The sequence below is a fragment of the Virgibacillus sp. genome, assembly GCF_013393565.1.
GTDB classification, from domain to species: domain Bacteria; phylum Bacillota; class Bacilli; order Bacillales; family Amphibacillaceae; genus Virgibacillus; species Virgibacillus dokdonensis.
This window is the reverse complement of sequence record NZ_JABXHF010000033.1, coordinates 12933-29022: the sequence shown is the minus strand read 5'-3', so window position 1 is coordinate 29022 and position 16090 is coordinate 12933. Positions and strand designations below refer to the sequence as shown.

Here is a 16090-nt window from a genome sequence, read left to right as displayed (position 1 = left end):
GATGACTTAGCTTAGGGCGATTTCGTGAAGTCGCCTAGTTGCTGGGCGCTGGAGCCAGACGTGGCTATTTCGTTGAATCCGTATCCCAAAGCAACAAATTTTATACTTTCTTATCTTTGCACAAAGGTATTAGCTACTGTTTCTTTCTTCGACATGCTGAAGGTACCTTACAGGATAAAATCAATTCATGTGCCACTGCATATAAAGTCCTATATAATGATGAAAAGAGCCATTTTACTGCGAGGGAAAACGAATGAAAAAACGATCTCCCATCAAACAAGGCAGAGCCATGAAGCTGCAAACCTCGATTACATTGTTAATTATTTTCATTGTTTCATTGTCTGTCATTATCATGAACGGGTTTTTTAGTAAGTATATCACAGAAAATACAAAAGATACGATTTCCCAAAGGTTATACACTATATCCCGCCTCGTTGCACAGTCTGACCTTGTGATAGAGGGTTTGCAAAACGAAAAGCAACGAGCTAACATTCAGGAATATGCGAATGAATTAAAAGCGTTATCAAATATCGGTTTTCTTGTCGTTCTAGATATGAATCTAATTCGCTTATCCCACCCTATTCCGTCTGAAGTTGGAAAATCTTTTTACAACCGAGAAGACGCTAAATCTTCACTTGGAGGAAAAGAATATACTTCCATTGAAAAGGGACCGCTCGGGCTAGGTATGCGTGTGTTTACGCCAATTAAGAATGAACAAAACAAACAAATTGGCGTAGTTGTAGCCGGATTATCAATGGATAAAGTGGAAGATCAAATTGAAGAAGGGCAGCGCATGATTTTATTAGGAGCTATTTTCCAACTCCTGCTCGGTGTAATTGGCGCCTACTTCATTAGTAAATACGTTAAAAAAATATTGTTCGGAATGGAACCTGTAGAAATTGCTCAGTTAACGAAGGAACGTGACACGATGTTAGAGTCTGTCAAAGAAGGGATTTTAGTAGTCAATCAGTCTGGTGAAATTACACGCGTTAACCAACAAGCGTTAAAACTTATGGCGTTAACAAAAGAATTGGAATTAATCGGTCGACCTGTAAGAAATTACATGCCTACATTGCAACAGACCATTCAGACAGGAATAGCTTCCGAGAATGGAGAAGCCCTCTTTTACGGAAAAAAAATATTATTAAACTGCTCTCCCATTTATATTGACGACAAAATCGTTGGCGGCATCGCTACTTTTCGGGATAAAACAGAGGTGCAGAAACTATTGGATGAGATGGTAGGAATTAAAAACTATACAGAGGCTTTACGAGCGCAATCCCATGAATTCAAGAACAAATTACATGTTATTTTAGGCATGCTTCATTTAAAAGAATATAAAGAATTAGAAACGATGATTCCTAGTATGGTAGATCAATTTGATGAAGAAGTTGGCTATATTTCGCAACGATTGAAACATCCAGCATTAGCAGGCTTTTTAATCGGAAAAATGAGTAAAGCTAGAGAAAGTAATATCACCTTTGAATTGGAAGAAAGCAGCTTTCTAAAAAAGGAATTTACTGCACCAATCATCCATGAATTAATTACTATTTTAGGAAGTTTAATCGAAAATGGTTTTGAAGCTGTTTTAGCATCCAATAACAAACATAAAACCGTTAAACTTTTCCTTTATTCCATAGATCAAACCATTCATATTAAAATAGAAGATAATGGACCAGGAATAGCAAAGGATCATCTCGACAATCTTTTTGATAAAAAGTTTTCCACGAAAGGAGGGGATCGAGGCTATGGACTGTTTCTTACATATCAAACTGTGCAAAAACTTCAAGGCAAGATAAACGTTTCAACTACGGCAGGAAACGGAACTGTATTTAACATTACACTAGCAATACCAATGGTGGGGGATGACAATGATCAACGTACTAATCGTAGAAGATGATGCTATGGTATCTCATATTAACGCTATGTACTTAAAACAAATAGAAGGGTTTCACCTTGAAGGGCAGGTCACATCTGTAGCTGAAGCGAGGGACTTTATTAAACAGCAACCGATAGATCTCATTTTGCTCGATATTTATATGCCGCAACAAACAGGGCTTGAATTATTGAGCTATATTCGTAAATATGAAAAAGGCATTGATGTGATTATCATTTCAGCAGCATCGGATACGGATAGCATTCAGTATGCTTTACAAAATGGGGTGTCTGATTACATTATTAAACCTTTTCAGTTTGAGCGATTTCAGCATGCGCTCTTAAGCTATCAAGAAAAACAACGAATCGTAAAAGAAAAAAAGCAACTGAGCCAATCGGAATTAGATCAATTACTTGGAGGGGATTTGCCTGAAAGAGATATTGAACAGCCTGCGTTACCAAAAGGGTTAGCTCCAGAAACGCTGTCGCAAATATGGGATTGTACGCAAAATTTTGGCGATAAAGGATTTTCAACCGAACAATTAGCTAATAAAATTGGCATGTCACGAATTTCTATCCGTAAATATCTATCTTTTTTGAAACAGCAACATGTTATTACATCATATATTTCCTATGGCAATGTCGGACGACCATTAACCATGTATAAATGCTTGCCACATCGACAAGCTTTGATTGCAACATACTTAGAATAAGTTTATATCATAAGAGAACAATCCTGTAATAAAGCAACATAAGATGAGGATAAAACTAAAACACCCCCTTCGTATAATACGAGGACACCAAAGCTAAGCAACAAAATTGAATCCTTCAATAAATGAAGGAGAACGATCCCTTCAAGTATTGTAAACTGTTGGAGCTGAGCTTAGGCTAAACATGTTACGCAAGCATAGGATTTCTGTTGGAGGTTTATTTTAGCAGGAAAACAAAGTCTTGTGGCGAAAGACTTTGTTTTTCTTATACTACAAACCTTTAAACTATTATACTTTCCTATAGTTACGTGAAATATACCGGTTCGTTACACCTTCAGAAACACTTCCTATTCTTTACAATAATCCAACCCATTGCCAATACGTTGCACTAAATAAGATAATGAAAAGATAACCGATTACCGTTATTGGTATACCAGATTTTAATAATTGTTTTGCTGTAAATGTTTCTGTTCCATATGCAAGCATATTTTGTGGTGCGTTCACAGGAAGTAAGAAACCGAAACTAATTACGAATTGCATGATGAGCACAAGTCCAGGTCCATTGAATGATGTCGATTCCATGCCTGTTACTAGCGCAATAACAATCGGGATTAACGCAGATGCCAAACTGGTTGCACTCGCAAATCCTAAATGAATGAGAATATTAAATAATGCTAAGATAGCTACAATAGCTACAATTGACATGCCAGCTAACCCCATTGCTTCAAATGTGTTAGAAGATAACCATGTAGCTGCTTCTGTACTTAATAACACCATTCCGAGTGATATTCCGGTTGCGAATACGACCAACGTTCCCCAAGGAATCTTTGCTTGCACTTCTTTCCACGTAAAGATACCTACTTTAGGAAGTAGCATGATCGCAACAGCAATAATGGTAACTGTGGTGGAATCCAGCGGATGAAAGATGCCTTCCGTAGACCATAAGAACAACAATGCAACGGAAATAGATATTAATCGCCACTCATTTGGCTTCATTTTCCCTAACGCTTGAAGCTGAGATTGAATGCTATCGCCACCAGCAAGGTTCGTTTCTTCTGGTTTGATCAGCTTTGTCATGACGAAAAACAACATGACAGACATCAATATTGACCATGGAGCAGCATACATGAACCATTTCCCCCAAGCTACATCCATACCAAATTCCGATTGCATAAATCCTAACGCTACCATATTTTGCGCAGCAGCTGTTTTAATTCCAACATTCCAGATGGAAATGGACTGAACAGCAGTAATAACTAATAATGCCGCAAGCTTACTCTGCTTTGTTAAACCAAATGCGGCAACGATTCCTAATAATATTGGAATAATGGTACCTGCTCGCGCTGTCGCACTTGGAACAAATAGTGCAAGTACAAAGCTTACAGTAATCGTTCCCATTACTAAACGGTTTGGTTTCGTGCCTATTTTTGACATAATAAACAACGCAATTCTCTTGTGTAGTCCTGTAATCTCCATAGCAGCCGCCAAAAATAGAGCTCCTGCAACCAGCCCTACAGCTGTTGAGCTAAAACCTCCAATTGCCATTCCTAATGCTTCTTTTGTCCCGTACATGATGGTGGGGTCTTCAATGGTAGGAGATAGGCCAACTAAGATAGCTAACCAACTGATAATCATTACTGCACTTACCGGATAAGGCACTGCTTCTGTCACCCACAAAACGACCGCAAACGTCAAAACTGCAAGCACCCTTTGCCCGACAAGTGGAAGTGAATCAGGGTTTGGTAATAATAAAATAATAAATAAGACAAGAAAAGCTAAACCAATACCAATCCAATTTTTCCGGTTCATAATACCCTCTCCCTTCTTCTTTCTCACCTTTATTGTAAGACATTTCACCCACATGTAAGCGATGACATTTGTTGCGAAACACTTTAATTAGTTACGTAATTCACATTCTATTCAAACTTTTATCTAGCGCAAATAACCTAACAGCAACATAAACTCACTGTTAGGTTATTAGGAACACTATTATAATCCTTGCTATATTGACTGAATCTTAATTAATAATCATTCAGCTAAACGTACTTTTAGGTAAGAGCTATAGTTATAAATTTTCCAAAAACACACGAATGACGTCAACACCACCAATAAATGTACCTAAAGAGCTACCGAGATTTGCTAGTACTACAATAAGTAACACCCTCGTCACTTTATTGCGCCAAAACCCCTTAACCGTAAATACATCTTCAGATAAATTCTCAAAATCACGAACATGCGGTCTTCTTACATATGCTTGCACGAAGCCAGCAAACCATCCCGCTGCAAGTAATGGGTTTAAAGAAGTGATCGGAGCAACGAGTAATGCCGTTAAAATAGTAAGCGGATGCCCTAACGCAATTAATGCACCGAATGCTGATAATCCGCCATTCCAAATGACCCAGCTTACTGTTTGTTCCCAACCAGCTTGTGGATTAGCATAAAACGTATACGCAATAATTGCCAAAATAAGGATCGGGATTGACCAACCGATAATTTTAGGCAGTTTTGATTTTGGAGGCAACTCTCGTAGTTTATTTAAATTATGATCCTTTTGTATTTGTTCCTTTATCCCCGGCACATGAGCGGCACCAAGCACAGCAACGACCTTTTCCCCGGGTGCATCTTTAATTTTTTGAGCTAAATATTGATCTCTTTCATCGATGAGCGGTTTCTTTAGCTTTGGGAAAGTGTCTGTAAACTCTTGCAACACCGTATGAATCGTGTCTTGTTGCTTCATTTTTTCTAATTCTTCCTCAGAAATTGTCTCTTTACTAAAAATGCTCGCAATCACTTGCGTTAACAACATCGCTTTTCCTTTTAATCCAATATTATTCCATATTCTTGCAAAGGTGATTTGTATATTACGATCTGCTAACACAAGTTCTGCATTTGCTTCTTGTGCAGAATCAATCCCTTGAATCATTTCTTGACCGGGGTTAATACCAAACTGCTTTGCCATTCGTTTTTGAAAAGAAGAGATGGCTAAATTCATTAACAATAAAGAAGCTTTCTTCTCTTTTATCACTTTAAATATATCCATGTTTTTCCACTTGTTATCATCTTTGATGGATTGATACCGTTGTTCATCAAGCTCTACACATACTGTATCTGGTTTTTCGGCTTCAATTACTTCTTTTACTTGTTCCGCACTATGTTTAGAAACATGAGCCGTTCCAATTAGAATATATTCCTTATTGTTCAAATATATCCGTGTTATATTGTCCTCTGTCATATATTCCCTTCCTTTACTCCCAACATGTAAACTAATTTTATTATACGTGAATTATACCTCTATTGGAAGTTCAAGGGAAAACGATCTAGCCCAAAAAATTTCGAAAAGTTTGCATCATAATGCTTAAAATTCGCAGTTTATTAGAGAAAGGACATTTTTTGTCGCATTTAACAGAATATAAAATCAAAACAGAAAACAACTTAGCTAGCTACGTATATGCAATAAACAGTGGATATACACTTAACCTCCATGATGGTTTTTATAGTACAAAGTAAGCAACTTACTATTGCCGAAGAAGTTAAGATTTCCGTCTTTAGCAACGAAGTGTATATCCACTGAGAGCTAAAGGCAACAATTTTTTTAACCTTTTTCCAAATAAGGGACTGTATAAAAGGTATAAAATGGTTTGCAGTCCTCACAAATAACAGACAGACTAATTCGTCTTTTTCATGCTACATCGCTACATTAAAAAGTGACATAAGGGACTAGTTGTAGCCAAATATTTTTACATAAAGAGATTCGAGTCCCTATTTAAAACGAGAAGTCCTAAAATACATTCAACAACACACCAACGATGGATATTACGATTAAAAATAACAGTACTTTTGTTGCACTCCATTTTCTCTTAGAGATCAAATACCAGCAAACCAAAACGGCAATAAGAGGTAACAACTTAGGGAAAAATCCATCTAGCGTTTTTTGGAATTCTAATACTTCCTCACCATTTGGGATCTGTAAAATGGTATTCAATTTTACAAAAGAGGCAGCTAAACCACCTACCACCATGACACCCAGTAAAGTGAATGCGCTTCTTAATCTTTCTGAGTTGGCTCCTAACAATTCATCAACAGCTTGAACTCCCATTTTATAACCACGCATATATAATAAATACGATACGGTTAAAATGATAGATAGATACCCTACAATGTAAACAAAAACCCCTACCGGATTTCCATTAGCCGAAATCCCCATTCCTATAGAAAGTAATATTGGAATGATAATACCCTGAATAATCGAATCACCCATTCCAGCAATTGGGCCCATTAATCCAGTTTTGACACTATGAATCATCTCATCGTTAACTTCTTTGCCGTTAGCCCTTTCTTCTTCAATTGATGCTACAACACCATTCACTAAACTTCCTACTTGTGGTTCGGTATTGTAAAAAGCCGTATGTCGTTCCAAAGCTTGCTTATAAGCTTCTGGATCATCTTTATATAATTTCTTTAAAATTGGTATCATGGAATGTGCAAAACCATTTGCTTCTAATTTTTCAAAACTCATAGAAGATAAATGGAACATAGCCCAGCTTCTCCAACCTCTTTTTAAATCTTTTTTATCTAATTTCGGCATTTTATATCACCCCATCATCATCTGTTTCAATTTGTGATTGACCTAAGCTAAGGAAAACGATATAAGCTATTAATACACCAAACACTGTTAGCGCAATCATACTATCCGTAAAGAAAACGATAATGACAAATCCTGTGAGAAAGAAAATCAATTGTTTGTTTTCTTTTATAAGCAGATTCATTAATAAAGCTATTCCTAAAGCAGGAAGTAGTCCACCCAACACGGTCATAATTTGAGTTACATCTTTTGGGATAATATCTAAAACTCTTGTTATAAAACCTTGTCCAAAATAAACAGCAAGTGTTATAGGTACTACCCTAAGGACAAAGTTCAACAATTGTGGATATACGGCGTTGTTATATATAATCTTGGTTGCATTGCCTTCAGCGGCCGCTTTTTCCGTTCTTTTATTCCACACTGAATTTACAATCATCATTAAATTGTGCAGGATTAACCCTAGCGTTCCAATACCGACTGACAACGTAACAGCAACGCCAGTATCTGCGTTTGATAAAAGACCAAGGGCTATCCCACCATATGCCGCATAAGTTATTTCTGAATTTTGTGTACCTCCTGTACTAATGGTTGCTATAAAAGCAGCCTGAACAGCTACACCTAGAATAATTCCGGTGGTAACATCTCCTAAAATAAGACCAATAATCAAACCAGCTACTAATGGTCTTCCTAATACATAATAACCACCAGTAACACCCATTAACCAAGGAGACGAAACAGACCCTAAATAACAAAATATACCTATCAACAATCCTTGCATTAATAATAGTAGATCCATATTCATCTTTCCTTCCGTTTAAAAATTAGAAGTTCTGTTTAACTTTTGACCATTTAACAGCTTTTTCATCGGGGATTAACTGAAATTGAATGGTCTTTCCATGATTCTCTAAAAAGTCAAAAGCAGACTTATCTTCTTCTGATATGGTTACATTTTTTGCTACCGTTTTCCCACCAGCTATTGCACTAATTGGGCCAACATTAATATCAGTCCCAAAATCACCACCTGATTCTACGATTTCTCGCAATGTTACAGGTGTTTTAACAATTAAAAAATAATTCTTTTTTGATTCTCTAGCTTTTTTAATTTTCTCTATACTCTCATTCACGGTAAATACGCCAACTTTAATTTCTGCTGGGGCTGCATTTGTAAATATCTTTTTTTGGATCGGGTCTTGAGCAATGCTATCATTAACTATTAGAATTCCATTACAAGGCTTAAATCTAGACCATCTAGCTACTATTTGCCCATGTATAACTCGATCATCAATCCTAACTAATGTAATTGCCATTTTCATCTACTCCATTCTATATCTCAATAATTTCAATTGTTTTGAAGCAAGTTTGTTTCACAAAATCTGTTAATTCAGAGATGCTTTTCATAAAGCCTGTACCATTTATAATTTCTAAATAGGTTGGTAAATTTACTCCTGCTATAATAGCAAGATTATTTTTATAAGTTAACGCATATTTTATGCTTTCATTACAAGGAGTTCCGCCTTTTATATCACATAAAATAACGACCTCATCATATTCTTCAGTCATCACATTTAATTTCTCTTCCAGCCTCGCAGCGAAATCACTAACACCTTTATCATCTAGCGAGATGTGACTGACATTATCCTGTTGTCCTGTAATCATTTCGCCTGTTTTAATTAAAGCCTCGCAAAAAGGCCCATGAGAAGTTACTAATACTCCTATCACTTAATCACTTCCTTTTTCACTATTAAGAACGTTATAGATTATGGTCTAGAGATAAGAAAACAATAGCTTTTCGCATAATCCAAGTTTTTACGATAATTATTGCTTTTGTTATGCGTTCTCACACAGGAAGCAATGATATTTCCATTCCCTTCGCCGTGTAACAAAATGTAGCGCTTTATACTTAACCTCCTTTCATCATATTGTTATAACTTTATAAAGTTATAATAACATTATTTTAAAACGCTTTCTATTGTTTTTTGTTACAGTATTGTTACAACTACGTTTGATACTTCTTTATATAGCTTGTCTTTGTGTCACAAAGATATGCAACAACTTATACAGTGTGACTATTTTTTCTATATCCGACCTTACCTTCACTTTGCCCATTTAGTTTGCACAACATAGATAAGACGAAACGCAACGTACCATCGAAATCACGATTCAAAACCCTATAAACGAAGTGCTACCTCCATTCAGTAGGAGATTTCACCCACCTCCTACTGAATATTTCGTATCGATATAATCTAGGCGATGTAAATGAATTGGCATGTAGACGCTGTAACTAAAAGTACTTACAAAAAGCGATAAAATTCATACCATTTTCACCTAATAAACGCTTTTATTGTTCCTACTGTGCTTCCCACACTTGGACCATGAGGAGAAATTTTATACTGCTTCACACATTCAGGAACAATAAATGTCTCACCGTAATGAATAACAAAAGGTTCAAATGATGCATTAACACTTGTAACAATAATTTCCTCACCTTCAACAAGCGTTAATACATTGACGCTGTCTTGCGTTTCATGCATCACTTCTGATGAAAACCAATGACGTCTGGTCTCAATAGGTTCTCTTATATGAAGCCCTGTTTTTTCTTCTGTCCAACCATCGCCCTCTGCGATTTTAACTACTTGGTTACTTACTTCCTTCTCAACCCAGTCTTCATCTCTAGAGATATCAATATTTTTCTCACCATGCTCTAAATGAATCGGTCTCGGCTTGCCATCTAAATCCACTCTCTCCCAATCCCATAGTTTAAAAGTAAAACGATTAGGGGTAGAGCTAATTTCTAAAACAACACTATTCTTACCGCTACAGTGAATTGTTCCAGCTGGTATAGAATAATGGTCATGTTTCTTTATCTTTTTACGATAAATAAAATCTTCATCCGGAAATCGCTTACCTTCTTCCTGTGACGATTTTAAGGCATCTACTAGAGACTGTTTTTCAACTCCGTTTTTTACACCTAAATATATAACAGCATCTTCCTCAGCCTCTAAAATGTAATAGCTTTCATCTTGAGTATAGTGCAGCCCAAATGTTTCTTGAGCATATTCTACCTTTGGATGCACTTGCAAACTTAAGTTGTCGCCACCCATTGTATCCAAATAATCAAATCGAATTGGAAAGCTTGTTCCATACCTTCCATATACTTTTTCACCTAGTAACGAAACTGGACGCTGGTAAACGATATCATTAGCGGGTATTTCAAACTTTTCTCCGTTTATGCCAAGATATATACTGTTCTCTTCAGGAACACAATCGAAGCACCATGCCAAATTTATTTTGTCTTTTGCTACATTAAATTTTTCTTGCATCCATTTGCCACCCCAAACCCCAGAATCAAAATAAGGAACTAAGCGAAATGGTCTTTGAACCACCTGTGACAAAGCCATCTGATAATCATGTCCTGCTATCATTTTAGGCTGGTTCTCTTTGTTAACATCTAACATAAAGTCAACTTTATCAAATAGACTCTTCTTTAACTTGTCCGCAATTCTCCAGTCAAAATAGTAAGCACGTTTTACCTTACGAAGCGTTTCCTCCTCCCAGTTATTGGCCTTCCAATTACAAACTTTCTTAGCTCTATATCTTAATTGAATTTCCCATCTTGCTAAGTTTGTATAAAGCAATAAATCAGAAGGAGCTACTAACGATGCGCCCACTCCATATATAACAATTTTTTTATCTCTAGCATGATTAATTTTAGCCAATGTTTTATCAAATTTTTCTTCGTCTATAAAGTCAGCTAAAGCATGATTGCTCATAACTCCAAATACACGATCGTCTGTTAAATAATCTTGTATTTTAGCAGTAATTTCCTCACTGGATAAAAAGATTTCATCAGCGTGAATGATTAGGTCTGGTTTTAGCTGATTTATTAACTGCTCCAATTCTTCTTCCAAGGTTCCTGGATAACATTCTATTGTAATAACATTAGCTTTTCTTTGTTTTATTGCATCATCTACTTTTTTCCATATTTCATCATATCCAGTATATAGATCAATACCTCCCTTCATATCAATTTGAGGATATAAATCATAAGCCATAATAACTGCTCCCTTCTTTACTTTATTGTAATAATGTTATAACCATATAACATTAATGTAAATAATATCAGACTTAAATATAGGTTGCAATAGATATTATATTTTTTTGTAAACCTTACCTAAATTATTCATATCTTCAAGCTGGGAAAAGAAAATATATTAAAACGCAGAAATACAGAGGAAAATGAATCTAAAAACAAAGGAAATGCACATAATCTGTGTCTGGGATGGGACACGACCTTACCTTCATGGCGTTGAAAGCTACTTCGCCTTATGATGACCGCATGTCCCTAAACGAGGAGGTTCCAAAATAAGAGTAATTTCCATTGTAAGCTATCTGTTGTTGAATTCTATACAACAAATCTATTCGTTTTGCTCAACTGTTCCCATTGTTGGACAATGCAATTAAACATTTATGTTTTTGGTAATTAATTCCGTTCTCTTATGTATTTTGTATGAACTATACCACTCGATATGATATAATGTTATAACAATACTTCATATAGATAGGAGGAAACATTTTGGCTAGTAATGCAATCCCATTATATGTTCAAATTGCAGATCGTTTGCGAGATAATATTAAAATGGGGAAATGGAAAGAAGGGAATAAAATCCCAACCGAAGTGGAATTGTGTAAAATATATGATGTGAGTAGAATTACAATAAGAAAGGCAATCGATGAATTGGTGAAAGAAGATTTGCTTCGTCGCCAAAGAGCTAAGGGAACCTTTGTAACCGATTTCGTTGAACCTTCAGATAATTTCACCGTTGTAAAAAGCTTCACAGAAGAGATGAGAGAATTAGGTGAAAAAGCACGGACAATGGATGTCAAATTAGAGATAACCGATGCTGATAAAAAACTTGCGATGTACTTAAACATGAATATCGGTGATAAGGTAATGATTTTAAAAAGAATCCGAGGAGATTCGAAACAAGCCTTTGTTTATTCGGTATCATACTTTAAAAAGCATGAAAATTTCTCTTTAGATCCCAATGATTATTACGATTCTTTTTACTCATACCTTCATCAACACGGCATTCAAGTGAAAGATAATAGTGAAGTTGTAGAAGCTGTACTACCTAATTATGAAGTACGAACAGCATTAAGTATCAACAAACATGAACCTGTTTTAAAACGAACACGCTTCACTTCATGTAAACCCCAAAATTTTTATGAATACACAATAAACTACTATATCGGGAAGTCCTATAAATATTACTTAGACTTCAATTAAAAGTTATCGAAGAGGTTCAACCAACCCTCAAATGAAGCTTTATAGGATTATAATTCATGACTAAGAACATTTTCCTTCTATCTTAAGGGAATATGACTAAAGCAAGATAACATTTATTTCAGACGAGATAGCGGCAGGTTGATACAACCTTAAAACTGGTGATAGAAACAGTTATATAGTATTCCGAAAGAGTGACTGATCTTAAGATAAAAAGGATGTTTTCAGCTAGTTAAATAACAAAATTAGCCTTTTTTTAAAAAAACATCCTATGCGATCAAACTTCTCATAGAACAGTCTACTCTTTTATAGGGGATTTGAACATTCCATGGTTATTAACTGAGACCATATTACATTTTTCTAAACCCACACGTAAATAAGCTTTGGTATCTCATGTAATGATACATGGTACGTGCATGCCTTCCCTTTACAGTTGTAGGATCGATTTTCAACTGCATCCGCTCAAGAAATGCTTGATCGCATTTACAGTGATCTCCAGTACGTCTATAACACAAATCATGTTCCTTGCAAATTGCATCTACATCATTGATGGGTTCACCCGGACCACTGCATCCAGGACCACACCAGCGGTATCCGCCCGGAAAACAGAAGGCTGCCTTACGCTGTCTCCGCATTGTAAAAACCCCCTCCCTAAAAGCTTTTACAATACTATATTCCCGTGTGCATCAATTAGCCGCTGCGAATGCCCTGTACTTTTTAATTAAAAAGAGCATCATTAACACCTTTTTTTATTAAAATTGTTGACTCTTTATGCATAAATCTTATACGATAAGGCGCTATAATGTTTTCATAATAGCGCCTGTAACATCCTATGAATTATTATCCATTTGCTTTAACACTCTAGCTGGATTTCCACCAACGACCGTATTTGCGAGAACATCTTTTACTACGACTGAACCTGAGGCAACGACAGCATTAGTGCCAATACTTATGCCTGGATTAATAATAGCACGCCCACCAATCCAAACATTGTCGCCAATTGTTACAGGCTTTCCATACTCCTTCCCGGCATTTCTTTCATCCGCTTTTAAGGGATGTGTCGCTGTATAAATATGTACTCCTGGAGCCAGCATACAGTTATCGCCAATCTTAATCTCACAAACATCTAACATGACACAATCAAAATTAGCGTAAAAATGATTGCCTACATGAATGTTATACCCGTAATCACCACGAAATGTTGGCTCGATATAGAGTTCATTTCCCGTAGAACCAAATAAATCTTGTAACAACTCCTTACGTTTTGCTAGCTCCGTTTCTATGGTTTGATTAAACAGCCGCGTTTTCATTCGGCAAATTTCTCGATCATGGGCAAGTATTGGATCAGCTGGATTGTATAATTCACCTTTAATCATTTTTTGTTTTTCTGATGTCATTTATGGTAGCTCCTCGCTGTCTTTTGCTTTTATTATACTATAGGAAAGTCTAAAGGTTTATCGTATAAAAAACGACAGTGTTTTTTCGCTATAAAACTTGGCAACAAGCCTATTTTTTCTACTCAACCATGATTCACATTCGATATAATAGATACCAACTTCATGAGACGTTAAAAAGATATATTTTTACGACTGAACACATGTTTTAATTTAGTTGAAATAGCATGACGAGCGAGTACCCTAATACTACAAGCAAAACAGATCCAACAACCCCCGCTGCAAAAGACTTCATTCCAAGTCTTCGAAACGTCTTTAAATCAACATTCAAGCCAAGACCTGCCATCGCCATGGCAATAAGCAAATAGGCAGTAGCAACAATCAAATCCGCAACAGATTGTGATACAATGCCAAGTGTATTAAATCCACTCATTGCAAGAAAACCTAAGATAAACCAAGGAATAATGGACATCGATACTTTTTTACCCGTTTCTTCCCCGCTTCGCTGAAACAAGTAACCTACGACAATCACAACCGGAACTAATAATGCCACTCTCGTTAATTTAACAATAACAGCTAAATCTACAGCTTCACTTCCGGCAACATCAGCCGCCGCTATCACATGTGCTATTTCGTGCAGTGTAGCACCTGTAAAAATGCCGTATCCAGTCGGCGATAAATGTAACATCGTATAAATTACACTGTATATTAACGTAAACAGTGTTCCTAACACTGCAACTGTAGCTGCACCAACAGCTGTCTCATCATCTTTTGCCTTTACTTGTGGTGCAATCGCAACCACTGCTGCAGCACCACAAATCGCTGTCCCACATGCTGTTAAAATCCCTAGTCGTTTGCCTACTCCAAACCACCTTGTTAATCCGTAGACAACAATTAAAGTAAATACCAAACAAATAGCTGCAATCATAAATACACTTATTCCCGCTTCATAGATATCTACTAGGTTGAGTCGCATACCTAATAAAATAATCCCGAAACGGAGTAGCTTTTTATTAGAAAATGTAACTCCTTTTTGGAGATGATTTGGAACACCAACTATCTGCTTCCATAGCATACCTATAATAATAGCAATAACAAGCTGACCCATAATCGATAAAAAAGGCAGTTTCGCAACATAGTTAGCTATAATAGCAATAATTAATGTAATGCCTATTCCTTGAATAAATGCAAGACGTCCCGTTCTCTTTTCTTTATTCTTCACCACATTCACATCCTTTTATCTCTCTCCCTTTTACTTTACCGAACGAAATATTATTAGTAAAATACATATAAATAATTGTTATTATTATCTTTCTTAATAAAAAAAGGGGATGGCTACATGTATTATGATGCTTTACGTACTTTCATTACTTTGGCAGAAGTTAAAAATTTCACCAAAACAGCGGAAGTCTTACACATATCGCAGCCGAGTGTCAGCTTACATATAAAGAATCTGGAACGTGAACTAGCAACAGAATTAGTAGTTCGTTCCCGAAAATCATTGCAACTATCACCAACAGGGGAAATCCTGTATGAACGCGCCAAACAAATTTTGAAGATTTATGAACAAACCAAACGTGATATATTAGAACAACAAGAAATCGTAAAAGGTAGGTTAAAGATAGGTGCCAGCTTTACGATCGGGGAGTATATATTGCCAGCTTTACTTGCAGATGTACATACAGCTTACCCCGACCTTGAATTGGAAGTAGTTATTGGAAATACAGAGGAAATTGTCCAGCAAACAAAACATTTTCAGGTGGATATTGGACTTATTGAAGGACAAACGAGTGATAAAGAACTAGCTGTATGCCCGTTTATGGAAGATGAATTATGGGTTGTTGCACCTCATCAGCATAAATTAGCAAATAAGGCGGAAGTAACTACTTCAGATTTGCAAAGCCAAGCATGGATTTCCCGTGAAGAAGGGTCGGGGACACGCGAGTATTTAGAGCATGTCATTCGCTCCAACGGATTAAAAGTGAAATCCATTATTACCATTGGTAGTAATCAAGGGGTAAAGGAAAGTGTTATTAATGGGATGGGACTTTCTTTACTTTCTTACAGTGTGATTGAGCGGGATGTTCAATTAAAACAACTCGCCATTTTGCAGATGGAAGACATGCATTTCAGACGGACATTTTCCTATGTTTATTCACCTATTATGAAAAACAAGCGAAACGTAGTCACTTTTATCAATATGTTGCAACAGAAATGGCCTTATGCTAAATAACGCAAAACAGCA

General features: G+C 36.3%; 14 protein-coding genes. 4 read left to right on the top strand and 10 right to left on the bottom strand.

Translation table 11 applies throughout. The annotated features are described in order from the left end of the window. The first annotated feature begins 253 nt into the window (after positions 1 to 253). Complete coding sequence (gene dcuS, locus HLX49_RS08860) at positions 254 to 1900, top strand: DcuS/MalK family sensor histidine kinase (RefSeq protein ID WP_296361343.1); 1647 nt, start codon at positions 254 to 256, stop codon at positions 1898 to 1900. Beyond that, positions 1872 to 2588 carry a response regulator gene (locus HLX49_RS08855; protein WP_077702168.1) on the top strand — a complete coding sequence of 239 codons (717 nt, stop codon included), beginning with the start codon at positions 1872 to 1874 and terminating at the stop codon, positions 2586 to 2588. The genes dcuS and HLX49_RS08855 overlap by 29 nt, the downstream gene beginning before the upstream one ends. Before the next feature lie 351 nt (positions 2589 to 2939). Here the strand turns inward: HLX49_RS08855 and HLX49_RS08850 are convergent, their stop codons facing one another. The 7 genes from HLX49_RS08850 to HLX49_RS08820 all read right to left on the bottom strand — a co-directional run bounded on the left by HLX49_RS08850 (position 2940) and on the right by HLX49_RS08820 (position 11222). Further along, a complete protein-coding gene (locus HLX49_RS08850) occupies positions 2940 to 4394 on the bottom strand; it encodes a DASS family sodium-coupled anion symporter (protein WP_296361340.1) in 1455 nt (484 codons plus the stop codon). A 256-nt stretch (positions 4395 to 4650) separates the two neighbouring features. Next, complete coding sequence (locus HLX49_RS08845) at positions 4651 to 5817, bottom strand: TraB/GumN family protein (RefSeq protein ID WP_077702166.1); 1167 nt, start codon at positions 5815 to 5817, stop codon at positions 4651 to 4653. 546 nt (positions 5818 to 6363) lie between these two features. After that, a complete protein-coding gene (locus HLX49_RS08840; protein ID WP_077702165.1) occupies positions 6364 to 7170 on the bottom strand; it encodes a PTS system mannose/fructose/sorbose family transporter subunit IID in 807 nt (268 codons plus the stop codon). A gap of 1 nt (position 7171) precedes the next feature. Then, positions 7172 to 7963 (bottom strand): PTS mannose/fructose/sorbose/N-acetylgalactosamine transporter subunit IIC, encoded by a 792-nt coding sequence (locus tag HLX49_RS08835; RefSeq protein ID WP_296361332.1) that lies wholly within the window; start codon positions 7961 to 7963, stop codon positions 7172 to 7174. 25 nt (positions 7964 to 7988) lie between these two features. Continuing rightward, on the bottom strand, positions 7989 to 8474 hold the full coding sequence (locus tag HLX49_RS08830) for a PTS sugar transporter subunit IIB (RefSeq protein WP_164085419.1): 486 nt from the start codon (positions 8472 to 8474) through the stop codon (positions 7989 to 7991). A gap of 16 nt (positions 8475 to 8490) precedes the next feature. After that, complete coding sequence (locus tag HLX49_RS08825) at positions 8491 to 8886, bottom strand: PTS sugar transporter subunit IIA (protein WP_077702162.1); 396 nt, start codon at positions 8884 to 8886, stop codon at positions 8491 to 8493. A 602-nt stretch (positions 8887 to 9488) separates the two neighbouring features. After that, positions 9489 to 11222 (bottom strand): class I mannose-6-phosphate isomerase, encoded by a 1734-nt coding sequence (locus HLX49_RS08820; protein ID WP_483372449.1) that lies wholly within the window; start codon positions 11220 to 11222, stop codon positions 9489 to 9491. Between the two features lie 518 nt (positions 11223 to 11740). Here HLX49_RS08820 and HLX49_RS08815 point away from each other — a divergent pair. Further along, entirely contained in the window at positions 11741 to 12454 is a 714-nt protein-coding gene (locus HLX49_RS08815) for a GntR family transcriptional regulator (protein ID WP_240458719.1), read from the top strand. Between the two features lie 347 nt (positions 12455 to 12801). On the opposite strand, the gene HLX49_RS08810 is transcribed toward HLX49_RS08815, so the two are convergent. From HLX49_RS08810 to HLX49_RS08800, 3 genes are all read right to left on the bottom strand, one after another. Continuing rightward, positions 12802 to 13086: a phospholipase gene (locus HLX49_RS08810; protein WP_077702160.1), complete on the bottom strand. Its 285-nt coding sequence runs from the start codon at positions 13084 to 13086 to the stop codon at positions 12802 to 12804. 195 nt (positions 13087 to 13281) lie between these two features. After that, positions 13282 to 13848 (bottom strand): maltose acetyltransferase domain-containing protein, encoded by a 567-nt coding sequence (locus tag HLX49_RS08805; protein ID WP_101933208.1) that lies wholly within the window; start codon positions 13846 to 13848, stop codon positions 13282 to 13284. Positions 13849 to 14053: 205 nt separating this feature from the next. Next, on the bottom strand, positions 14054 to 15076 hold the full coding sequence (locus HLX49_RS08800; protein WP_101933207.1) for a YeiH family protein: 1023 nt from the start codon (positions 15074 to 15076) through the stop codon (positions 14054 to 14056). Positions 15077 to 15184: 108 nt separating this feature from the next. Between HLX49_RS08800 and HLX49_RS08795 the strand changes: the two genes are divergently transcribed. Next, a complete protein-coding gene (locus HLX49_RS08795; protein WP_101933206.1) occupies positions 15185 to 16078 on the top strand; it encodes a LysR family transcriptional regulator in 894 nt (297 codons plus the stop codon). Positions 16079 to 16090: the final 12 nt, after the last annotated feature.

Coding starts and splice junctions, on each gene's coding strand:
- HLX49_RS08795 (WP_101933206.1), top strand. CDS start 15,185: ATGTATTATGATGCTTTACGTACTTTCATTACTTTGGCAGAAGTTAAA.
- HLX49_RS08835 (WP_296361332.1), bottom strand. CDS start 7,963: ATGGATCTACTATTATTAATGCAAGGATTGTTGATAGGTATATTTTGT.
- HLX49_RS08840 (WP_077702165.1), bottom strand. CDS start 7,170: ATGCCGAAATTAGATAAAAAAGATTTAAAAAGAGGTTGGAGAAGCTGG.
- HLX49_RS08805 (WP_101933208.1), bottom strand. CDS start 13,848: ATGACATCAGAAAAACAAAAAATGATTAAAGGTGAATTATACAATCCA.
- HLX49_RS08845 (WP_077702166.1), bottom strand. CDS start 5,817: ATGACAGAGGACAATATAACACGGATATATTTGAACAATAAGGAATAT.
- HLX49_RS08850 (WP_296361340.1), bottom strand. CDS start 4,394: ATGAACCGGAAAAATTGGATTGGTATTGGTTTAGCTTTTCTTGTCTTA.
- HLX49_RS08830 (WP_164085419.1), bottom strand. CDS start 8,474: ATGGCAATTACATTAGTTAGGATTGATGATCGAGTTATACATGGGCAA.
- HLX49_RS08810 (WP_077702160.1), bottom strand. CDS start 13,086: ATGCGGAGACAGCGTAAGGCAGCCTTCTGTTTTCCGGGCGGATACCGC.
- dcuS (WP_296361343.1), top strand. CDS start 254: ATGAAAAAACGATCTCCCATCAAACAAGGCAGAGCCATGAAGCTGCAA.
- HLX49_RS08855 (WP_077702168.1), top strand. CDS start 1,872: ATGATCAACGTACTAATCGTAGAAGATGATGCTATGGTATCTCATATT.